Below are 18,039 nucleotides of genomic sequence, written 5' to 3' on the forward strand. Positions count from 1 at the left end.
CAGCCGGATTGACTGCGCACCAGGGCTGTTAATTTATGCACAGGTAAAAATCTAAGATTCCACCCGAATCCCCGCACACATACCGGGCACGGCAAGCACACCCAAACGACAGACAATAAAAAAGCCGGCAGAGCCGGCTTCTTCATTTCCATCATGGCTGCATCATCATGATACGGACATGGCAACGACTTACTGCTTCGTCGCCACCGTCACCGTATTCTCATGGATACCCCCGCCCAGTGCCTTGTACAGATCAATCGCATTGTTCAAGCGCAACTGCCGCGCCTGAATCAAGGCCTGCTGCGCCGAGAACAGATCACGCTGCGCATCCAGCTGATCCAGCGAAGACGCAATGCCGTTCTTGAAGCGCAGGTCGGTCAGTTTCAAGCGTTCCTGCTGGGCCGCCAGGAAAGCCTCCTGTGCCTTGACCTGATCCTCCAGCGAACCACGCGCCACCAGCGCATCAGCCACTTCGCGGAAGGCAGTCTGGATGGTTTTCTCGTAAGTCACCACGGCCTTGTTCTTGCGTACTTCGGCCAGATCCAGGTTGGCGCTGTTGCGTCCGAAGTCGAAAATTGGCAGAGACAGCGAGGGACCAAAGCTCCACGCGCCCGAACCTGACTCGAACAAGCCTCCCAGCGTGCTGCTGGCACTGCCGAAGCTGCCAGTGAGCGAAATGCGCGGGAAGAAGGCCGCGCGTGCCGCGCCGATGTTGGCGTTGGCTGCCAGCAGACTCTGCTCGGCCGAACGGATGTCCGGACGATTGATCAACAGGTCCGACGGCAGACCCGCCGGAATATCGGTGACGATCTTCTCATCCGACAGCAACTGCGCAGGCGGCAGATCCCCTACCTTCTTGCCCACCAGCAGTGTCAGCGCATTCTCGGCCTGCGCACGCTGGCGCTCCAGCTGAGCCTTGGCCACCCGGGCCGACTCGACCAGCGTCTGCGTCAGACGGAAGTCCAGCGCAGAACTGGCGCCCACGTCGAAGCGCCGCTTTGCCAGGTCGAGATCGGTCTCGCGCGACTTCAGGGTGTCATTGGCCAGCTGCAGCTGTTCTGCATAGGAGCGCTCGGACAGATACGCCTGTGCCACCTGTGCCACCAAACTGATCTGTGCCGACTTCTGGGCCTCCTCCGTGGAGAGATAAGTCGCCAGCGCCGCATCCTTCAGGTTGCGTACGCGGCCGAAGAAGTCCAGCTCGTAGGCTGGCACCGCCAGGCCGACCTGATAGCTGTTGCTGATGAACGGCTGCCCCGTCAGCGACTGACTGGCCGCAGTACGCGCGCGCGCAGCGCTGCCAGTGACGTTCAGGTTGGGCAGCAGATCAGCGCGGGCGATCTGATACTGCGCACGCGCTTCCTCGATGTTGAGCACGGCCGTGCGCAGGTCACGGTTGTTCTCCAGCGCAGCGGCGATCAGTTGCTGCAGACGCTGGTCCGGGAAGAACTGGCGCCAGCCCAGATTGACAGCCTGCAGCTCGGCACGGCCTGCTGCATCGGCCGGATAGGCCGCTTCCACCGGCGCTTGCGGACGGTCATAAGTGGGGGCCAGCGAGCAGCCCCCCAGTACGCCGGCCACCATCAGCGCTGCGCATAATTGCAGCAGGCGAGGCGAGCGCGGCAACGACAGATTGGTCATTGTCATTCTCCACTATCAATCTTGGGCGAGTGGTCGGCGTCAAACTTGCGCTGACGCTCGCTGCCCTTGAAAATCTTGCGCACGACCACGAAGAAGATCGGCACCAGGAACACTGCCAGCACGGTGGCGGTAATCATGCCGCCCATCACGCCGGTACCAATGGCGCGCTGGCTGGCAGAACCGGCACCGGAGGCGATGGCCAGCGGCAACACGCCAAGAATGAAGGCCAGCGAGGTCATGATGATGGGACGGAAGCGCAGGTGTACCGCTTCCAGCGTCGCTTCGATCAGGCCCTTGCCTTGCGCTTGCAGATCCTTGGCGAACTCGATGATCAGAATCGCGTTCTTGGCCGACAGACCCACCACTGCAATCATCCCCACCTTGAAGTAAACGTCGTTGGGCATGGCGCGCAGCGTCACCCCAAGCAGCGCACCCAGGATACCCAGCGGCACCACCAGCATCACCGCCAGCGGAATCGAGGTGCTTTCATACAAGGCGGCCAGCACCAGGAACACCGCGATCAGCGACAGCGCATACAGGGCAGGGGCCTGGTTGCCGGAGGTCTTTTCTTCCAGCGACTGGCCGGTCCATTCGAAACCGAAGCCCGGCGGCAGCTTGGTCACGAAGGATTCCATCTCGGCCATGGCTTCACCGGTACTGCGGCCAGGGGCTGCACCGCCGGCGATCTTCATGGCCGGATAGCCGTTGTAGCGGATCAGCTGCACCGGACCATTGATCCACTTCGCGGTCACGAAGGCCGAGAAGGGCACCATGCCGCCATTGGCGTTGCGGGCGTACAAGTTGGTCAGATCTTCAGGTTGCAGGCGGCGATTGGCATCGGCCTGCACGATCACGCGCTGCTGACGGCCCTGGTTGGGGAAATCGTTCACATAGGCCGAACCCAGCGCCGTGGAGAGCACGCTGTTGATCGTCGAGAACGGTACGCCCAGCGCATTGGCCTTGTCGCGGTCGATGTCCAGTTGCAGCTGCGGCGCATCTTCCAGACCTTCCGGACGCACCCCGGCCAGCACCTTGCTCTGGGCCGCCATGCCCAGGATCTGGTTGCGGGCCTGCACCAGTGCAGCGTGACCCAGACCGGCGCGGTCCTGCAGACGGAAGGTGAAGCCGGTCGCATTGCCCAGTTCCGGAATCGGCGGCGGGTTCAGCGGGAAGACGATCGCATCCTTGATCCGCGAGAAGGTGCCGAATGCCTTGTGAGCAATCGCATCAGCCGATTGCGACTTGTCGCGCTCGGACCAGTCCTTCAGCGGAGTAAACACCAGTGCCGCGTTCTGGCCATTACCGGAGAACGAGTAACCCAGCACCGCAATGGCATGCTCCACCGCCGGATCCTTGAGATAGTACTGCTCGATCTGCTTGACCACCTCGGTAGTACGCGCGGTACTCGCGCCCGGCGGCAGCTGCACGTTGGTGATGATGTAGCCCTGGTCTTCGTTGGGCAGGAAGGATGCCGGCAGGCGCACATACAGCAGGCCCACGCACGCCACGATGACCACGTAGACGATCATGTAGCGCCCGGCCTTGCCCAGCATGCGAGCGATCAAGCCCTGGTAGCCATTGGCGGTGGTGTTGAACTTGCGGTTGAACCAGCCGAAGAAGCCCTTCTTCTCGTGGTGATGCCCCTTTTCCACCGGCTTGAGGATGGTCGCGCACAGCGCCGGCGTGAGCGTGAAGGCCATCAGCACCGAGAACACCATCGAGGCCACCATCGACAGCGAGAACTGGCGATAGATCGCCCCCACCGCGCCACCGAAGAAGGCCATCGGGATGAACACTGCGATGAGCACCAGGGTGATACCGATCAGCGCGCCGCTGATCTGACCCATGGCCTTGCGGGTGGCGTCGGCAGGCGAGAGACCTTCCTCGCTCATGATGCGTTCGACGTTCTCCACCACCACGATGGCGTCATCGACCAGGATACCGATGGCCAGCACCATGCCGAACATGGTCAGCACGTTGATCGAGAAGCCGAACAGCAGCAGCGTGGCAAAGGTCCCCAACAGCGCCACCGGCACCACGATGGTCGGGATGATGGTGTAGCGGATGTTCTGCAAGAACAGGAACATCACCAGGAACACCAGCACGATGGCTTCGATCAGGGTCTTGACCACTTCCTCGATCGAGATCTTGACGAACTTGGAAGTGTCGTACGGGATGGTGTATTTCACGCCCGCCGGGAAGTACTTGGACAGCTCTTCCATCTTCTTGTGCACGGCCGTGGCAGTACCCAGCGCATTGGCAGTGGGCGAGAGCTGCACGCCGATGAAGGAGGACGGCTTGCCATCCAGGCGACCGGACGTGTCATAGCTCTGGCCACCGACTTCGATGCGGGCCACATCGCGCAGGCGTACGCTGGAGCCATCGGCATTGGCGCGCAGCACGATGTTGCCGAACTGCTCGGGCGAGGTCAGCTGACCGTTCACCACCACGGTGGCGGCGATCTGCTGGGTGCCCGGGCTGGGCAAGGCGCCCAGGGTACCGCCGGCCACCAGTGCGTTCTGTGCCTGGATGGCCGCCGTTACGTCGGCCGGAGTCAGGCTCAGGCCGATCAGCTTGTTCGGGTCGATCCAGATGCGCATGGCGCGTTCGGTACCGAACAGCTGCGCCTGACCGACACCGGGCACGCGCTTGATTTCGTTCAGGACATTGCGCGACAGATAGTCACCCAGCGCCACCGGATCAAGCTTGCCATCGGTGGAAGACAAACCGATGAAGAGCAGGAAGTTGGAACGCGACTTGGTCACCTGCACGCCCTGTTGCGTCACGGCCGCCGGCAGGCGGGCCTCGACGCGCTTCAAGCGGTTCTGCACATCCACCGCCGCCAGGTCCGGATTGGTTTCCGGCGAGAAGGTGATGGTGATCTGCACCTGGCCGTTGGCCTGGCTTTGCGACTCGATGTATTGCAGGCCGTCGGCGCCGTTCATTTCCTGTTCGATCAGGCTGGTCACCGAATCGTCCAGGGTCTGTGCGGTTGCACCCGGATAGGTGGCCGTGACCACAATGGTCGGCGGCGCAATGTTGGGGTACTGGGATACCGGCAAGCCGGTGATGGCCAGCGCACCGGCCAGCATGATGAAGATCGCTAGCACCCACGCAAATACGGGGCGATCAATAAAGAACTTTCCCATCTGCAGCCTCTTAGTTAGCTTTCGGTTGGGCACTCGCGTCCTGCTTGGCCGGCTGGCCGGCAGCAGCGGCGGGAGCGCCCGCGGGACTCCATTGGACCGGCTTGACGGTGGCGCCCGGGCGGACCTTCTGCAGACCCTCCACGATCACGCGATCACCTTCCTTCAAGCCATCGAGAATCTGCCAGTTGTTGCCGCGTGCGCCGCCGGTCTTGACCGGACGCGGTTCGACCTTGTTCTCGGCATTGACCACCATCACGATCGAACCGCCGGCGTCGCGCATCACAGCCTGTTGCGGCACCAGCAGAGCCTGCTCATCGACAGCCTGCTCGATCTTGGTCCGCACATAGGTCCCCGGCAGCAGCAGGCGCTTGGGATTGGGGAATTCGGCGCGCAGCGAGACCGAACCGGTGCTTTCATCCACACTCACATCGGAGAACAGCAGCTTGCCCGGCTGGTCGTAGGGCTGGCCGTTTTCCAGCACCAGGGTCACGCTGGCCTTGTTGTCGCCGACCTTCTTCAACTGGCCGGCCGCCATGGCCTGCTGCAGCCTCAACAGATCGGCGCTGGACTGGGTCACGTTGACATAGATCGGATCGAGCTGCTGCACCAGGGCCAGCTGGGTGGCATCCCCCTGGCCCACCAGGGCGCCCTCGGTCACCAGCGCGCGGCCGATACGGCCGGAGATGGGCGAGGTCACGGTGGCATAGCCCAGGTTCAGGCTGGCCGTCTGCACGGCCGCCTTGCCGGCGGCCACGTCGGCTTCGGCCTGCTTCTGGGCCGCCACGGCGTTGTCATATTCTTGCTTGGAGACGGCATTGACTTCCACCAGCGGCTTGTAGCGCTGCGCGGTCAGCGAAGTCTGGGTCAGGTTGGCCTGGGCGCGTGCCAGCGTGGCCTGTGCGCTTTCCAGGCTGGCCTTGTACTGGGCCGGATCGATCTTGAAGAGCACCTGGCCTGCCTTGACCTCGCTGCCTTCCTTGAAGACGCGCTTTTGCACGATGCCCGCCACCCGTGCGCGTACCTGCGCCACGCGGAAGGCTTCCACCCGGCCCGGCAGTTCATTGGTGATGGCCACGCGCTGCGGGGTGATGGTCACCACCGAGACTTCGGCCGGCGGCATCGGGCCGCCTTGCGCGGCGGGTTTCTGTCCGCAGGCAACCAGCGCGGCGGCAACGGCGACGGTCATGGTGAGGCGCGTGAAACGACTGACTGAGCTCATAGATATCTCGCACGAAAGTAAAGTTGAAGCCGCCAGGGCGGCGATGAAACGAATGCCGTAGAACCGGTCACGACGATGATGCTGACCCTGTCATCCACAGTCGGAGGGGATGGATGTTCCAGGGCGCAGGTTGTTGCAATGCAAAAGATCCCCACCGGCCTCGCGGCCAGGGTGATGAATTTTTTTGCACTTGATGAACGGCAGGGACTTGAAGCGGATGCTATTATACATACATCCATGAATGTATGTATTTCTTCTCAACATCACATTAATTTAACAAAATTGTTCGAGACGGCGTAGCAAAATATGAGCGATACCTTGCATTTCCGTGCGAAAGGGACTCAGATGCCGTCTTCGCTGCCGAGAACCTGAGCTCTTCCCTCTGCACAGCGGGTGTTGCCGCGCTGCCAGGAAGACGAAACAGAGGCCCTGATATTGTGCATGAATCTCACTTATTTCTTCATGACCATTGCTGCGCACATGAAGCCTTTGACGAATATGCGTCCGCGCCGGATGATGTGCATTTGCAACATGCGCATGGGATGGCGGGCCTGATGGGCGGCGTCATCGTTCTTTCTGCCGGAGCTTGCTGACATGGCCCGATCGACCAAGGAAGAAGCGCTGGAAACCCGTTCCCGCATCCTTGATGCGGCCGAGCAGGTGTTTCATGAGCGCGGCGTCTCCCAGACCTCGCTGGCCGACGTGGCCAAGGCGGCCGAGGTCACGCGCGGGGCCATCTACTGGCATTTCAAGAACAAGAGCGATCTGTTCGACGCCATGTGCGAGCGCGTGCGCCTGCCCATGGAAGCGGTACTGGAGGAGAACGCCAGCCCGCAGGTCGCAGATCCGCTGGGCCAGTTCCTGCGCAGCGGTGTCTATGTGCTGACCATGGCTGCGACGGACGAGCGCTGCCGGCGCGTGTTCGACATCATCTTCAACAAGTGCGAATTCGCCGACGCCCACGACCCCATCCTCATCCGCCAGCGCGAATGCCATGTGGATGGGCTGTTGCGACTGGAGCAGATCCTGCTCAACGCGGTTGCGCGCGGTCAGCTTCCGGTCACGCTGGATATCCGCCTGGCCTGCCTGGCGGCGCATGCCACCTTCAGTGGCTTGCTCACCGACTGGTTCTTTTCGCCGGACAGCTTCGACCTGGTCAAGGACGGCGAACGCATCCTGGCGGCCTCGCTCCATACCCTCAAGACCGCGCCGTCCCTGCAGAAGGTGCAGCCGGACTGAATCCCTCAAGACCCGGGCGGTTCTCAGGCGATATGAAGTAAAAAGCAAAAAAACAGGGAAAATCAGGCAGGCCGGAGAACCCGGCCCCCGTCTGGTCGGCCTGCGCCATGTGCATGACGCCCGCCGGCCAGAGTGCGATATGAAGCGATAGACCGGATCAGTAGGTCGGCATCGCGGGGTCGACCTCATTGGCCCAGGCATGTACGCCGCCGCTCAGGTTGATCACCCTGGTAAAGCCCTGGCGCTCCAGGAAGGCCGCCACCTGCATGCTGCGTCCGCCGTGATGGCAGATGCAGACCACCGGCTGCTCTTCATCGAGCTCCGAGAAGCGGCCGGGAATGGTGTTCATCGGGACCAGCTGCGAACCGGTGATGTGGCAGGTCTGGTGTTCCCAGGGCTCGCGCACATCCAGCAGCAGGGGCGTGGGGCGATCCGGATCGTTGATCCAGGCCGCCAGTTCCGGGGCAGAGATATGCTCCATGATGCTTTCCTGTCTCGGCCTGCCGGCTCAGAACGTGAAGTGGGACGGCGTAATCGCTGCATGCAGCGGCTTGGCCAGGGTTTCCACGATATTGACGGTCTCGAAGGCGTGTTCCGAGGTGCGGGTAATCAGTTGCAGTTCCATCACCGGGGCCGAGCCGACGATGGCCAGCAGGCGGCCACCGATCTTGAGCTGCTTGCCGAAGGCTTCCGGCAGCACCGGCAGCGAGCCGGAGATGACGATGACGTCGTATTCAGCTGCCTTGCCGTCGGCACCGGTCCAGCCCTGCGCGCCATTGCCCAGTTGCACGTCCACATTGGCCAGGCCGTAGTCGGCCAGGTTCTGCTCGGCCAGGGCCTTCAGTTCGGGGGAAATTTCCACGGTCGTCACGTGACGGGCCTTGTGGGCCAGCAGGGCCGCCATGTAGCCCGAGCCTGCGCCGATTTCCAGCACGTATTCGTGCTTCTTCACATTGGCTTCCTGCAGGATGCGCGCTTCGATCTTGGGAGCCAGCATGTTTTCACCACCCGGCAGCGGGATCTCGGTGTCGAAGAAAGCCAGGCTGCGATAGGCGGCCGGGACGAATTCTTCTCGCTTGACGACCATCAGCAGGTCCAGCACATCCTGCGCCAGCACGTTCCAGGGGCGGATTTGCTGCTCGATCATGTTGAAGCGGGCTTGTTCGATATTCATGGCGGTGGCTCGATTAATCAATTGCGACGGAAAGGCAGCATTTTAGCAAACACCGCCGCCCTAATCAGCCCATCTGTGGGGGAATAAGCCCAGCGGCCGGCTTGTGTTGCGGGTTTTCCTCAATGCAATGCGAGCGTGTCAGGCTGGCATCAGGTGTTCAGTCCATTCAGGCAGAGGTCGATCATGCTCTGCAGGTAGGCTTGCGGATCGATGGGATCGGCCGCGCAGGGTGCGAGTGAGCGTTCCCATAGCATCAGCATGATGAGGGGGGCGATGATGACCTTCTTCATCGCCTGGGCATCGATGCGGCGAAATTCCCCGCGCGCCATGCCGCGTTCGAGCACGCGTACCACCGTGGCGTCGCCGCGGGCGGTGATCTCGTCATGGTAGAAGCGCGCCAGCTCGGGGAAGTTGCCGGATTCGGCCACCATCAGCTTGGCAATACCCATCACGCCGGAGTGCGAGGCGGCCTGCCACCAGTGCATGATGAGCTCGCGCAGCAGTTCGCCGCTGCTGCCGGCATGGCCCTCGATGCGCGCCTCGGCCTGGTCCAGCAGGGGCAGCATGTTGGTACGCACCACCGACTTGAAGAGGCTTTCCTTGCCGTCGAAGTAGAGATAGAGCGTGCCCTTGGAGACGCCCGCGCGGGCCGCCACGTCTTCCAGGCGGGTGGCGGCATAGCCGCGTTCGACGAACAACTCCAGAGCCGCCGCCAGCAACTCCTGGGGGCGGTCCTGCTTGCGTCGTTCCCAACGCGGTTCTTTGGCCGATGCTGACATGAGAAACAAGATTACCGGGACGGGGCACTGTAAGTGGCAAATCGCGCCGGCGTCAAGCGAGCAGCGCAAGCCCTCCACGCATGCCGCAGAGAGCACGATGCACTACAATGCAGTCCCCGCGTACCACCGGCCACCAGGAAAGCCCATGAACTGCCGAGACGCATGCGGCGCCTGCTGCATCGCCCCCTCCATCACCAGCCCGATTCCCGGCATGCCGCATGGCAAGCCGGCCAATGTGCCCTGTGTGCAACTGGGGGAGGACATGCGCTGCAAGATCTTCGGCCAGCCGGAGCGTCCGGCCTTCTGCGCCGGCTTGCAGCCTTCGCCGGAGATGTGTGGGCAGAACCGCAGCCAGGCCATTACCTGGCTCAGTGAACTGGAGACGCTGACCTCGCCGGGCAGCAAGGCTGGCCGGCGACCGGAAGAGGACGCCCGAGGCGGCAGGACGCCGCTCTAGAAGGCTTCCTCGCGCCGCCGTCGCGCTTCTTCGCGAATATCCTCGATGAGCCGCCGGGTATCCACCTTTTCCTTGAGGTGGGCGGCATGGGCTTCACGGCTGATGGGAGCGATGGTGGTCAGCTCCTTCAGATCGGCAGTACTTTCTTCGTGTCGATGATGCACCGCTGCTCCTGAATCGATAAAAGGGAGGGAGGAACCCTGCCTTTGTACCACGGATCGGCATCATCTGGCGAGTTTGGCATCAAATGAGCGCTGATACGGGGCCGATGTGTCCTGATCCGGGTCCCGGCGAAAGATCCCGCTCCTGCCCCGCAGGGGACGGGATGAATGAAAAGTCAGCTTCGTGCGAATGGCTGACAGGAAAACGCGAGTTTTGTCACCCTGCTAAGGTAAAATCCGCTTTTGTTGCAGCGCACCGAGTGCACTTTCTGCATACAGGTGAGGTCCAAAGGCCGCTTGATGGCAACGCAAACCGTCCTGCCCGGGTTTGGGCGGCCCCGTGACCGTGCTTGACGGTTGCCGGCCACCCAAAAACGGGAGATTGCTTCACCCGTTTGCGTATCCAGGCGCCCGGAGGGCCGAATTGGCGGGCTTTCGGGCCCGGTAGCAGCAATTTCCTTCATTTCCCTTCAACCCCACCACCACAGCCACTCACAGCACCCGTATGGACACTCTCCTCGCGCTCAAGGCGCTCATCATGGGCATCGTCGAAGGCCTGACCGAATTCCTGCCCATTTCCTCCACCGGCCACCTGATCCTGACCAACAGCCTGTTGCAGTTCACGGGTCCCGAATTTTCCAAGGACAAGGCCGACGTCTTCGAGATCGTCATCCAGGCCGGCGCCATCCTGGCGGTGTGCTGGGAGTACCGTGCGCGCATCGCTGCCGTGTTGACCGGCTTGTTCACCGACCGCAAGGCGCAGCGCCTGGTGATCAACCTGATCATCGCCTTTCTGCCGGCGGCCATCCTGGGCCTGCTGTTCAGTCGCCGCATCAAGGAAATGCTGTTCAACCCGGTCTCGGTGGCGATCGCCTTCATCGTCGGCGGCCTCATCATCCTGTGGGTGGAGCGTCGCAACAAGGACCGCATGAGCATGGCCTCGGCCCGCGTCGAAACGGTAGACGACATGACCGCCCTGGACGCCCTCAAGGTCGGCATCGCCCAGGCCTTCGCCCTGATCCCCGGTACCAGCCGCTCGGGCGCCACCATCATCGGCGGCATGATGTTCGGCCTGTCGCGCAAGGCGGCCACCGAGTTTTCGTTCTTCCTGGCCATCCCCACGCTCTTCGCCGCCACCCTCTATTCGCTCTACAAGGAACGCGCCCTGCTGTCGGCCGCCGACGTGCCGCTGTTCACCGTGGGCACCGTGGCCGCCTTCGTCTCGGCCTTCCTGTGCGTGCGCTGGTTGTTGCGCTACATCAGCTCGCACGATTTCACCATCTTCGCCTGGTATCGCATCGTCTTCGGCATCATCGTCCTGGTGACTGCCTATACCGGCGTGGTCGCCTGGGTGGAGTGATCCACCGGCGCCTGACATCGCACAGCGCATGCCTGTGCGGGCGTCAGGCGCCTGTCAGCCAGCGCCCCGGCGGGCGCGGTACACTGCAGCACCCGTGGCCGGCCTTGCTGCCGGCACCGGTTCACAACATTCTTTTCGCCAACTCCCTTCAGAGCACACCCCATGGCCAACGTCTGCAGCGCCGGGCTTGATATCGGCTTTGCCTCCCTCAGTTACGCGCAGATCGGTTTTCTCGGCATCGTCCAGGGCATCACCGAACTGCTCCCCATTTCCTCGACCGCCCACATGCGCGTGGTACCGGCCTTCCTGGGCTGGCATGATCCGGGCTCGGCCTTTTCCGCCGCCATGCAGCTGGCGGCGCTGGCCGCCGTGATCAGCTACTTCCGGCGCGATGTGACGGCGGTGACCGGTGGCAGCCTGGCTGCCTGGCGTCGCCGCGATTTCACCGATCCCATGTTCAGGCTGGCCGTGGCCATTCTCCTGGCCACCATTCCCATCGGCATTGCCGGACTGGCCTTGTCGCACGTGCTCAACGCCTGCGGCTCGCCGCTGCGCAGCCTCTCCGTGATCGGCTGGTCCTGCATCGTCATGGCGGTGCTGCTGGCGATCTCGGAACTGGTCTGCCGCCATCGCCGCAGTGTCGACCAGATGCGCCTGCGCGATGCCATGATCGTCGGGCTGGCACAGGTCGGTGCGCTCATCCCGGGGGTCTCGCGTTCCGGCTCCACGCTCACCGCCGCGCTGTTCCTGAATTTCCGTCGCGAGGAAGCCGCGCGCTTTTCCTTCCTGCTGGGTTTGCCTGCCATCGCGCTGGCTGGCTTGAAAGAGCTGGCCGTGCTGCTGCATGCGCATATCCCGCTGCAAGCCTGGGGCGTGCTGCTGTTCGGCCTGGTCGTGGCAAGTGTCTCGGCTTTTGTCGCCATCTGGGGCTTGATGAAATTCCTGGAGCGTTTCTCGACATGGCCCTTCATCGTCTATCGAGCTGCGCTGGGTGTTTTCCTGTTGTTGGCGGTGTCACGGGGCTGGCTGCAATAAAATAGCGCCTTTGCTACGCAGCAGCTTCAGGTTTCTCCATGGTCGATTTCGATTCCCTGCCTCCCGGCGCCACCCAGCAGGAACGTGCACTGCACGTGCTGGAAACGGTGTTCGGCTACTCGTCCTTTCGCGGTCATCAGGGCGAGATCGTCCAGCACGTCGCCGGTGGCGGGGATGCCTTGGTGCTCATGCCCACCGGCGGCGGCAAATCGCTCTGCTACCAGGTCCCGGCGTTGCTGCGCGCGGGCACGGGCGTGGTGGTCTCGCCGCTGATCGCGCTGATGCAGGACCAGGTCGATGCCTTGGCCGAAGTCGGGGTGCGCGCCGCCTTCCTCAATTCCACCCAGAGTTTCGACGAAGCCCTGCAAATCGAGCGGCGCCTGCGTCAGGGGGATCTGGATCTGCTCTATGTCGCCCCAGAACGCCTCATGACGCCGCGCTGTCTGGAGTTGCTGGAGTCGGCCCGCATCTCGCTGTTCGCCATCGATGAAGCGCACTGCGTCTCGCAATGGGGCCATGATTTCCGTCCGGAATACATCAAGCTCTCCATCCTGCACGAGCGCTTCCCGCAGGTGCCGCGCATCGCGCTGACGGCCACCGCCGACCAGCAGACCCGCGAAGAAATCATCCACCGCCTGCAACTGGAAGATGCGCGCCAGTTCGTTTCCTCCTTCGACCGTCCCAACATCCGTTACCAGATCGTCGAGAAGGCCAACGGCCGCAAGCAGTTGCTGGACTTCATCAAGAGCGAACATCCGGACGATGCCGGCATCGTCTACTGTCTCTCGCGCAAGAAGGTCGAGGAGACTGCCGAGTTCCTGCGCGGCGAGGGCCTCAATGCGCTGGCCTATCACGCCGGCATGGACTATGCGCTGCGCACCAGGAACCAGGCGCGCTTTCTGCGCGAAGACAAGATCGTGATGGTGGCCACCATCGCCTTCGGCATGGGCATCGACAAGCCCGACGTGCGCTTCGTCTGCCACCTCGACCTGCCCAAGAGCGTGGAAGGCTATTACCAGGAAACCGGACGCGCCGGCCGCGACGGCCTGCCTGCCGACGCCTGGATGGCCTATGGCCTGCAGGATGTGGTGCAGCAGCGCCGCATGATCGACGAATCCGAAGCCGACGAAACCTTCAAGCGCGTGCTCGGCACCAAGCTCGACGCCATGCTGTCTCTGTGCGAGACCTTGCACTGCCGGCGCGTGCACCTGCTGGATTATTTTGGCGAGCAATCCAGCCCCTGCGGCAATTGCGATACCTGCCTCACGCCACCGGTTTCCTTCGATGCCACGGTCGAGGTGCAGAAGCTGCTCTCTACCGTCTACCGCGTCGAGCAGCGCTTTGCGCCCGGCCATGTGATCGAGGTGCTGCGCGGCATCGATGGCGAACGCGTCAAGCAGTGGCGTCACGACCAGCTTTCCGTCTTTGGTGTCGGCAGTGATCGCGGCGAGGCTGAATGGCGTGCCATCCTGCGCCAGGTGATCGCCCTGGGTCTGCTGACCGTGGACGCCGAGAACTACAGCGCCCTGAAGCTCACCGAAGCCGCCCGCCCGGTACTGCGCGGCGAGCAGCAGGTGCAGTTGCGCCGCTACCGCAAGCCGGAGAAGGCCAAGCGCAGCTCGCAGCGCTCCGGCTTCGTCGAGACCAACCTCAGCAGCGAAGAACAGGCGCTCTTCGAGAAGCTGCGCTGGTGGCGCGTGGAGACGGCGCGCGAACACAACGTGCCGGCCTACGTCATCTTCCACGATGCCACCATGCGCGAGATCGCCAAGGCGCGGCCGCAGTCGCTGGATGCGCTGCGCCACGTCACCGGCGTGGGTGAGAAGAAACTGGAGACCTATGGCGCCCAGATCATCGCCCTGATTGCCGACATGGAGTCGGCCGGCACCTGATCGGACGCCGTTCGATCATCGTCAATTCTCTTCATTTCCTTGCCTGACTGCATTATCGCCGTGGCGTCCTGACGGGCGTTTGCGGCCTGCGTTGCAGGTGCAACACAGCTTTCCTTCATAAAGCACTTTTACCGGCCATTTCGTGAGCTTGCAGCGGCTGCCTGGCGATATCATCGACGACGGGGAATCGAGTTCAACACCAACGAAGGTGAGCCGGGGGGGCCGCATGAAACTCAATGATCTGAAGATAGGCGTACGTCTGGGCATGCTGTCGGCGCTGTTGCTGGCGGCCATCGCCTTTGTCGGTGTACGCGGCGTGATGGTGCTCGGCGAAGTCTACGGGCAGGGCGCACAGGCCATGGAAACCGGCGCGCTCATCGAGCAGGCGGTGGACGCCGCCCGCAGTGCGCAGGTGCAATTCAAGATTCAGGTGCAGGAGTGGAAAAATACCTTGCTGCGCGGCAAGGACCCTGCGGCCTTCACCAAGTATCGTCAGGCTTTCATCGATGAAAGCGCCGCCACCCAGAAGCAGCTCAGTTCCCTCGAAGCGCTGATGCCGCGCATCGGCATGGATGCAGGGACAGTCCGCAAGGCCAGGCAAGCCCACGCCGAGCTGCTTGATCGCTACCTGGAGGCCCTCAAGCTCTACGCCTCCGACGATCCGGCCGCGGTCGGGCGGGTGGATGCGCAGGTCAAGGGGGTTGACCGGCTACCGACCAAGATGATCGACGACATCGTCACGGCGGTCCTCGAACAGAGCCGCAAGAAGCGCGACGCTGTCAATGCCGACAGTCTCTCCGACTTTCAGCAGGCGCGTGTGCTGTTGCTGCTTTCGATCAGCCTGTCGCTGCTGCTGGGCCTGGCCATCACCTGGACACTGGTGCGCAGCATCGTGCGTCCGCTTGGCGAAGCGGTGCAGATTGCGCAGACGGTAGCCGCGGGCGATCTGCGTTCACAGGTCGTCATTCGCGGCAAGGACGAGACCGCGCAGCTGTTGCGCTCGCTCAAGGAGATGAACGACAACCTGGCCGGCATTGTCTCCGAAGTACGCGGCGGCACCGGTGCCATCACGGTGGCGGCTACCCAGATTGCCAGCGGCAACCGTGACCTCTCCGAGCGCACCGAAGAGCAGGCGGGCTCGCTCGAAGAGACCGCGGCCTCGATGGAAGAGATCACCTCTACCGTGCAGAAGAATGCCGAGAACACCCATGAGGCTCATCAACTGGCGGACCAGGCCTCGGGGGTGGCGCGCAAGGGGGGCGAGATGGTGGGGGCGGTGGTCCAGACCATGCAGGCCATCGAGGAGAGTTCTCATCGCATCGTCGAGATCATCAGCGTCATTGATGGCATTGCCTTCCAGACCAACATTCTGGCGCTCAATGCGGCGGTGGAGGCCGCGCGTGCAGGGGAGCAGGGCCGCGGGTTTGCCGTGGTGGCCTCGGAAGTGCGCAGCCTGGCCCAGCGCAGTGCCACGGCGGCGGGTGAGATCAAGGCACTGATCGATGATTCGGTCGACAAGATCAATGCCGGGTCGGCGCTGGTCAATGGCGCGGGCGGCACCATGGACGAGATCATCAGCGCCATCCACAAGGTGGCTGCCATCATGGATGACATCAATGTCGCCAACCGCGAGCAGAGCGCCGGCATCGATGAAGTCAACAAGGCCGTGGTGCAGATGGACGGTGTCACGCAGCAGAATGCGGCGCTGGTGGAAGAAGCGGCGGCAGCAGCAGAAAGCCTGCAGTTCCAGGCGGAGTCGCTGTCGCGCGCGGTGGCGGTCTTCAAGCTCCAGTGAAGCCATCGCAAACAATGGCAATGGCAATGGCCATGGAAACAAAAACAGAAATAAAAATGGCATGCCTTGGTGGCATGCCATTGAAGCGCATTTTTGCGGGTCTTCTGCTGGTCCTCTGCTGAACTTCGGGTGATCACTCCAGGTGATCGCTTTTGATCATCCCCGGAGGGATTCCTGTCGGTGATCACTTTTGCTCATCATCTGCTGCATGCACGTTCGAGAGTTTCAATCGTGCATGCGGCGCAGGTATTCAGGCGCGCTTTTCGAACACCAGATCCCACACGCCATGACCCAGGCGCAGGCCGCGGTTTTCGAACTTGGTGGTATCGCGGTAATGCGGACGCGGGACGTAGCCGGACGGATCGGTCGCGGTATTTTTCAGGGTCGGTTCGGCCGACAGGACTTCGAGCATCTGGATGGCATATTCTTCCCAGTCGGTGGCGCAGTGGAGATAGCCACCGGGGGCCAGGCGGGTGCTGATCAGTTGCACCAGGGGCGACTGGATCAGGCGGCGCTTGTTGTGGCGCGCCTTGTGCCAGGGATCGGGGAAGAACACATGCACGCCGGCCAGGGACTCGGGGGCGATCATGTTGGTGAGCACTTCGACGGCATCGTGCTGGATGATGCGGACGTTTTCCAGCTGGCCTTCGCCGATCAGCTTGAGGTAGCTGCCCACGCCGGGGGTATGGACTTCGACGCCGATGAAGTTTTTCTCGGGCATCAGGGCCGAGATCTTGGCGCTGGTTTCGCCCATGCCGAAGCCGATTTCGAGGATGGTCGGTGCCTGGCGTGCGAAGGTGGCATCCAGGTCCAGCGGGGCCTTGTCGTAGGGGACGAGGAAGCGCGGTCCGAGTTCTTCCAGTGCGCGTCCTTGCGCGACCGACACGCGCCCGGCGCGGGTGACGAAACTGCGGATGCGGCGCTCGCTGGGATCGTAGAACAGCGGCTTGCCGGATTTGTTTTCAGACATGGATGACTCGAAGCAATTGAGGCGCGGCCCGCACAGTCGCGCCGGTCAGGGACGGGCGAAGAGGGCCGCAGGGAAGCGATCTGGAGCGGGTGAAGGGGATCGAACCCTCGTCTTAAGCTTGGGAAGCTTCTGCTCTACCATTGAGCTACACCCGCGAGAGCCGGTATTTTACGCGGGATTCTATTGCGCGGGCAAACCTTGGTGCGGTCAGATTGGCTTGTTGATCCTGAGCCAATTCCGTTGCGCAATTTATTTATCCTGCTCCTTGGTCTCACGCGCCTTCCTGGCTTTGGCATATTGCTCGGACATTTTGCGCCATTGATTCAATTGCCGGAAATAAGTCCTCTTGATACCCACCTCGGAGAGTGGACGGATACCACGGACCGGACCGACGGGAGGGACGCGACGTTCGCTCATGATGTGTGGCTCCTGCCAGGGTTTGTTGGCCCTGATGATGATCTTGTTTTCGAAACGGCCTGGTATTTCCTTCTTCACGCCTGCCCAAGCTCATCCAACAGAATCTCGATGCGCTCCTTGCCGCGCCCGGTATTCTTGCGCTTGAGCCGTATCGTTCCCACTTCGGCAGTGGTGCGTGGGTGCGTACCGCCGCAGGCCATGCGCGCAAATCCTTCCACTTCCCAGTAACGCCGCCCGGCCGCTTCGTCGCTGAAGGCCGTGACGATGGGCCGGTCCGCCGCCACCAGTTGCCGCGCCGCCGCCTCGATGGCCGGGAACAGCGGGGCCAGGCTGGTTTCGCTGGCGAAGTCCACGCGCGCCTTGTCCACGGCAATATGCGCGCCGATGCGTTCGATGCCGGGACGCATCTGGTAGACCAGCTGCAACACCATCTCGGCCGCGAAGTGCAGGCGCATCAGGCGATAGCGCCGCGCCCAGTCGATCTGCAGGCGAACCGCATCGCCGACCTGAAGTCCATGGCCCGATGGCAGCGTGTAGACGATGTCTTGCTCGCGCTTCTCCGCCTGCAGCACGGGATGGCCGCCCAGCGTACCGACGTCACTCTCCTGCCCACCGGAAAAAGCGAAAAAGATCGTCTGCGCCACTTGGACCCGGTCCCCATCAACGGCGCTGATCATCGTATCGAGTTCGGTCTGGTAGGGAGCGGACCAGAAAATTTTGCAAGTCATGATCGGGAGCACATGGCAACAGT

16 protein-coding genes and 1 tRNA gene are annotated in these 18,039 nt (G+C 62.6%); 6 read left to right on the forward strand and 11 right to left on the reverse strand.

Going from position 1 to position 18,039, the window contains the following annotated elements; all coding sequences use genetic code 11:
- Positions 1 to 189: 189 nt before the first annotated feature.
- From HWE01_RS16955 to HWE01_RS16965, 3 genes are read right to left on the reverse strand one after another with little or no spacing between them, the layout of a single operon-like run.
- Positions 190 to 1,641: an efflux transporter outer membrane subunit gene (locus HWE01_RS16955; RefSeq protein WP_283817520.1), complete on the reverse strand. Its 1,452-nt coding sequence runs from the start codon at positions 1,639 to 1,641 to the stop codon at positions 190 to 192.
- A 2-nt stretch (positions 1,642 to 1,643) separates the two neighbouring features.
- Entirely contained in the window at positions 1,644 to 4,790 is a 3,147-nt protein-coding gene (locus HWE01_RS16960) for an efflux RND transporter permease subunit (protein WP_034349630.1), read from the reverse strand.
- A gap of 10 nt (positions 4,791 to 4,800) precedes the next feature.
- Positions 4,801 to 6,009 carry an efflux RND transporter periplasmic adaptor subunit gene (locus HWE01_RS16965; protein WP_008325245.1) on the reverse strand — a complete coding sequence of 403 codons (1,209 nt, stop codon included), beginning with the start codon at positions 6,007 to 6,009 and terminating at the stop codon, positions 4,801 to 4,803.
- 594 nt (positions 6,010 to 6,603) lie between these two features.
- On the opposite strand from HWE01_RS16965, the gene HWE01_RS16970 reads away from it, so the two are divergent.
- Positions 6,604 to 7,248 (forward strand): TetR family transcriptional regulator, encoded by a 645-nt coding sequence (locus HWE01_RS16970; RefSeq protein WP_175344298.1) that lies wholly within the window; start codon positions 6,604 to 6,606, stop codon positions 7,246 to 7,248.
- A 157-nt stretch (positions 7,249 to 7,405) separates the two neighbouring features.
- Here the strand turns inward: HWE01_RS16970 and HWE01_RS16975 are convergent, their stop codons facing one another.
- The 3 genes from HWE01_RS16975 to HWE01_RS16985 all read right to left on the reverse strand — a co-directional run bounded on the left by HWE01_RS16975 (position 7,406) and on the right by HWE01_RS16985 (position 9,201).
- Complete coding sequence (locus HWE01_RS16975) at positions 7,406 to 7,729, reverse strand: rhodanese-like domain-containing protein (protein WP_175344297.1); 324 nt, start codon at positions 7,727 to 7,729, stop codon at positions 7,406 to 7,408.
- A 27-nt stretch (positions 7,730 to 7,756) separates the two neighbouring features.
- Complete coding sequence (locus HWE01_RS16980; protein WP_241822390.1) at positions 7,757 to 8,422, reverse strand: protein-L-isoaspartate O-methyltransferase family protein; 666 nt, start codon at positions 8,420 to 8,422, stop codon at positions 7,757 to 7,759.
- 149 nt (positions 8,423 to 8,571) lie between these two features.
- A complete protein-coding gene (locus tag HWE01_RS16985) occupies positions 8,572 to 9,201 on the reverse strand; it encodes a TetR/AcrR family transcriptional regulator (protein ID WP_175344296.1) in 630 nt (209 codons plus the stop codon).
- Positions 9,202 to 9,346: 145 nt separating this feature from the next.
- Here HWE01_RS16985 and HWE01_RS16990 point away from each other — a divergent pair, with 145 nt between their 5' ends.
- Positions 9,347 to 9,658, forward strand: a complete 312-nt coding sequence (locus tag HWE01_RS16990; RefSeq protein ID WP_241822391.1) for a YkgJ family cysteine cluster protein — start codon at positions 9,347 to 9,349, stop codon at positions 9,656 to 9,658.
- Here HWE01_RS16990 and HWE01_RS16995 read toward each other — a convergent pair.
- Complete coding sequence (locus HWE01_RS16995; RefSeq protein ID WP_008325257.1) at positions 9,655 to 9,822, reverse strand: hypothetical protein; 168 nt, start codon at positions 9,820 to 9,822, stop codon at positions 9,655 to 9,657. The two genes, HWE01_RS16990 and HWE01_RS16995, sit on opposite strands and share 4 nt — an antisense overlap.
- A gap of 502 nt (positions 9,823 to 10,324) precedes the next feature.
- Here HWE01_RS16995 and HWE01_RS17000 point away from each other — a divergent pair.
- The 4 genes from HWE01_RS17000 (at position 10,325) to HWE01_RS17015 (ending at position 15,901) form a co-directional block, all read left to right on the forward strand.
- Entirely contained in the window at positions 10,325 to 11,179 is an 855-nt protein-coding gene (locus HWE01_RS17000) for an undecaprenyl-diphosphate phosphatase (RefSeq protein WP_008325258.1), read from the forward strand.
- Between the two features lie 162 nt (positions 11,180 to 11,341).
- Positions 11,342 to 12,214 carry an undecaprenyl-diphosphate phosphatase gene (locus HWE01_RS17005; protein ID WP_008325259.1) on the forward strand — a complete coding sequence of 291 codons (873 nt, stop codon included), beginning with the start codon at positions 11,342 to 11,344 and terminating at the stop codon, positions 12,212 to 12,214.
- Between the two features lie 38 nt (positions 12,215 to 12,252).
- The gene (gene recQ, locus HWE01_RS17010) at positions 12,253 to 14,106 is read left to right on the forward strand and encodes a DNA helicase RecQ (RefSeq protein ID WP_241822392.1); all 1,854 of its coding nucleotides are present in this window, start codon (positions 12,253 to 12,255) and stop codon (positions 14,104 to 14,106) included.
- A 226-nt stretch (positions 14,107 to 14,332) separates the two neighbouring features.
- On the forward strand, positions 14,333 to 15,901 hold the full coding sequence (locus tag HWE01_RS17015; protein WP_241822393.1) for a methyl-accepting chemotaxis protein: 1,569 nt from the start codon (positions 14,333 to 14,335) through the stop codon (positions 15,899 to 15,901).
- A 250-nt stretch (positions 15,902 to 16,151) separates the two neighbouring features.
- Here HWE01_RS17015 and trmB read toward each other — a convergent pair whose 3' ends face one another.
- The 4 genes from trmB to HWE01_RS17035 all read right to left on the reverse strand — a co-directional run bounded on the left by trmB (position 16,152) and on the right by HWE01_RS17035 (position 18,016).
- On the reverse strand, positions 16,152 to 16,871 hold the full coding sequence (gene trmB, locus HWE01_RS17020) for a tRNA (guanosine(46)-N7)-methyltransferase TrmB (protein ID WP_008325264.1): 720 nt from the start codon (positions 16,869 to 16,871) through the stop codon (positions 16,152 to 16,154).
- Between the two features lie 81 nt (positions 16,872 to 16,952).
- Positions 16,953 to 17,026: transfer RNA gene (locus HWE01_RS17025), tRNA-Gly, on the reverse strand.
- A gap of 94 nt (positions 17,027 to 17,120) precedes the next feature.
- A complete protein-coding gene (locus tag HWE01_RS17030; protein WP_175344293.1) occupies positions 17,121 to 17,288 on the reverse strand; it encodes a hypothetical protein in 168 nt (55 codons plus the stop codon).
- 74 nt (positions 17,289 to 17,362) lie between these two features.
- Entirely contained in the window at positions 17,363 to 18,016 is a 654-nt protein-coding gene (locus HWE01_RS17035) for an alanyl-tRNA editing protein (protein WP_008325268.1), read from the reverse strand.
- Positions 18,017 to 18,039: the final 23 nt, after the last annotated feature.

This window comes from Herbaspirillum sp. C7C8 (assembly GCF_022627875.1).
GTDB lineage: Bacteria > Pseudomonadota > Gammaproteobacteria > Burkholderiales > Burkholderiaceae_D > Herbaspirillum.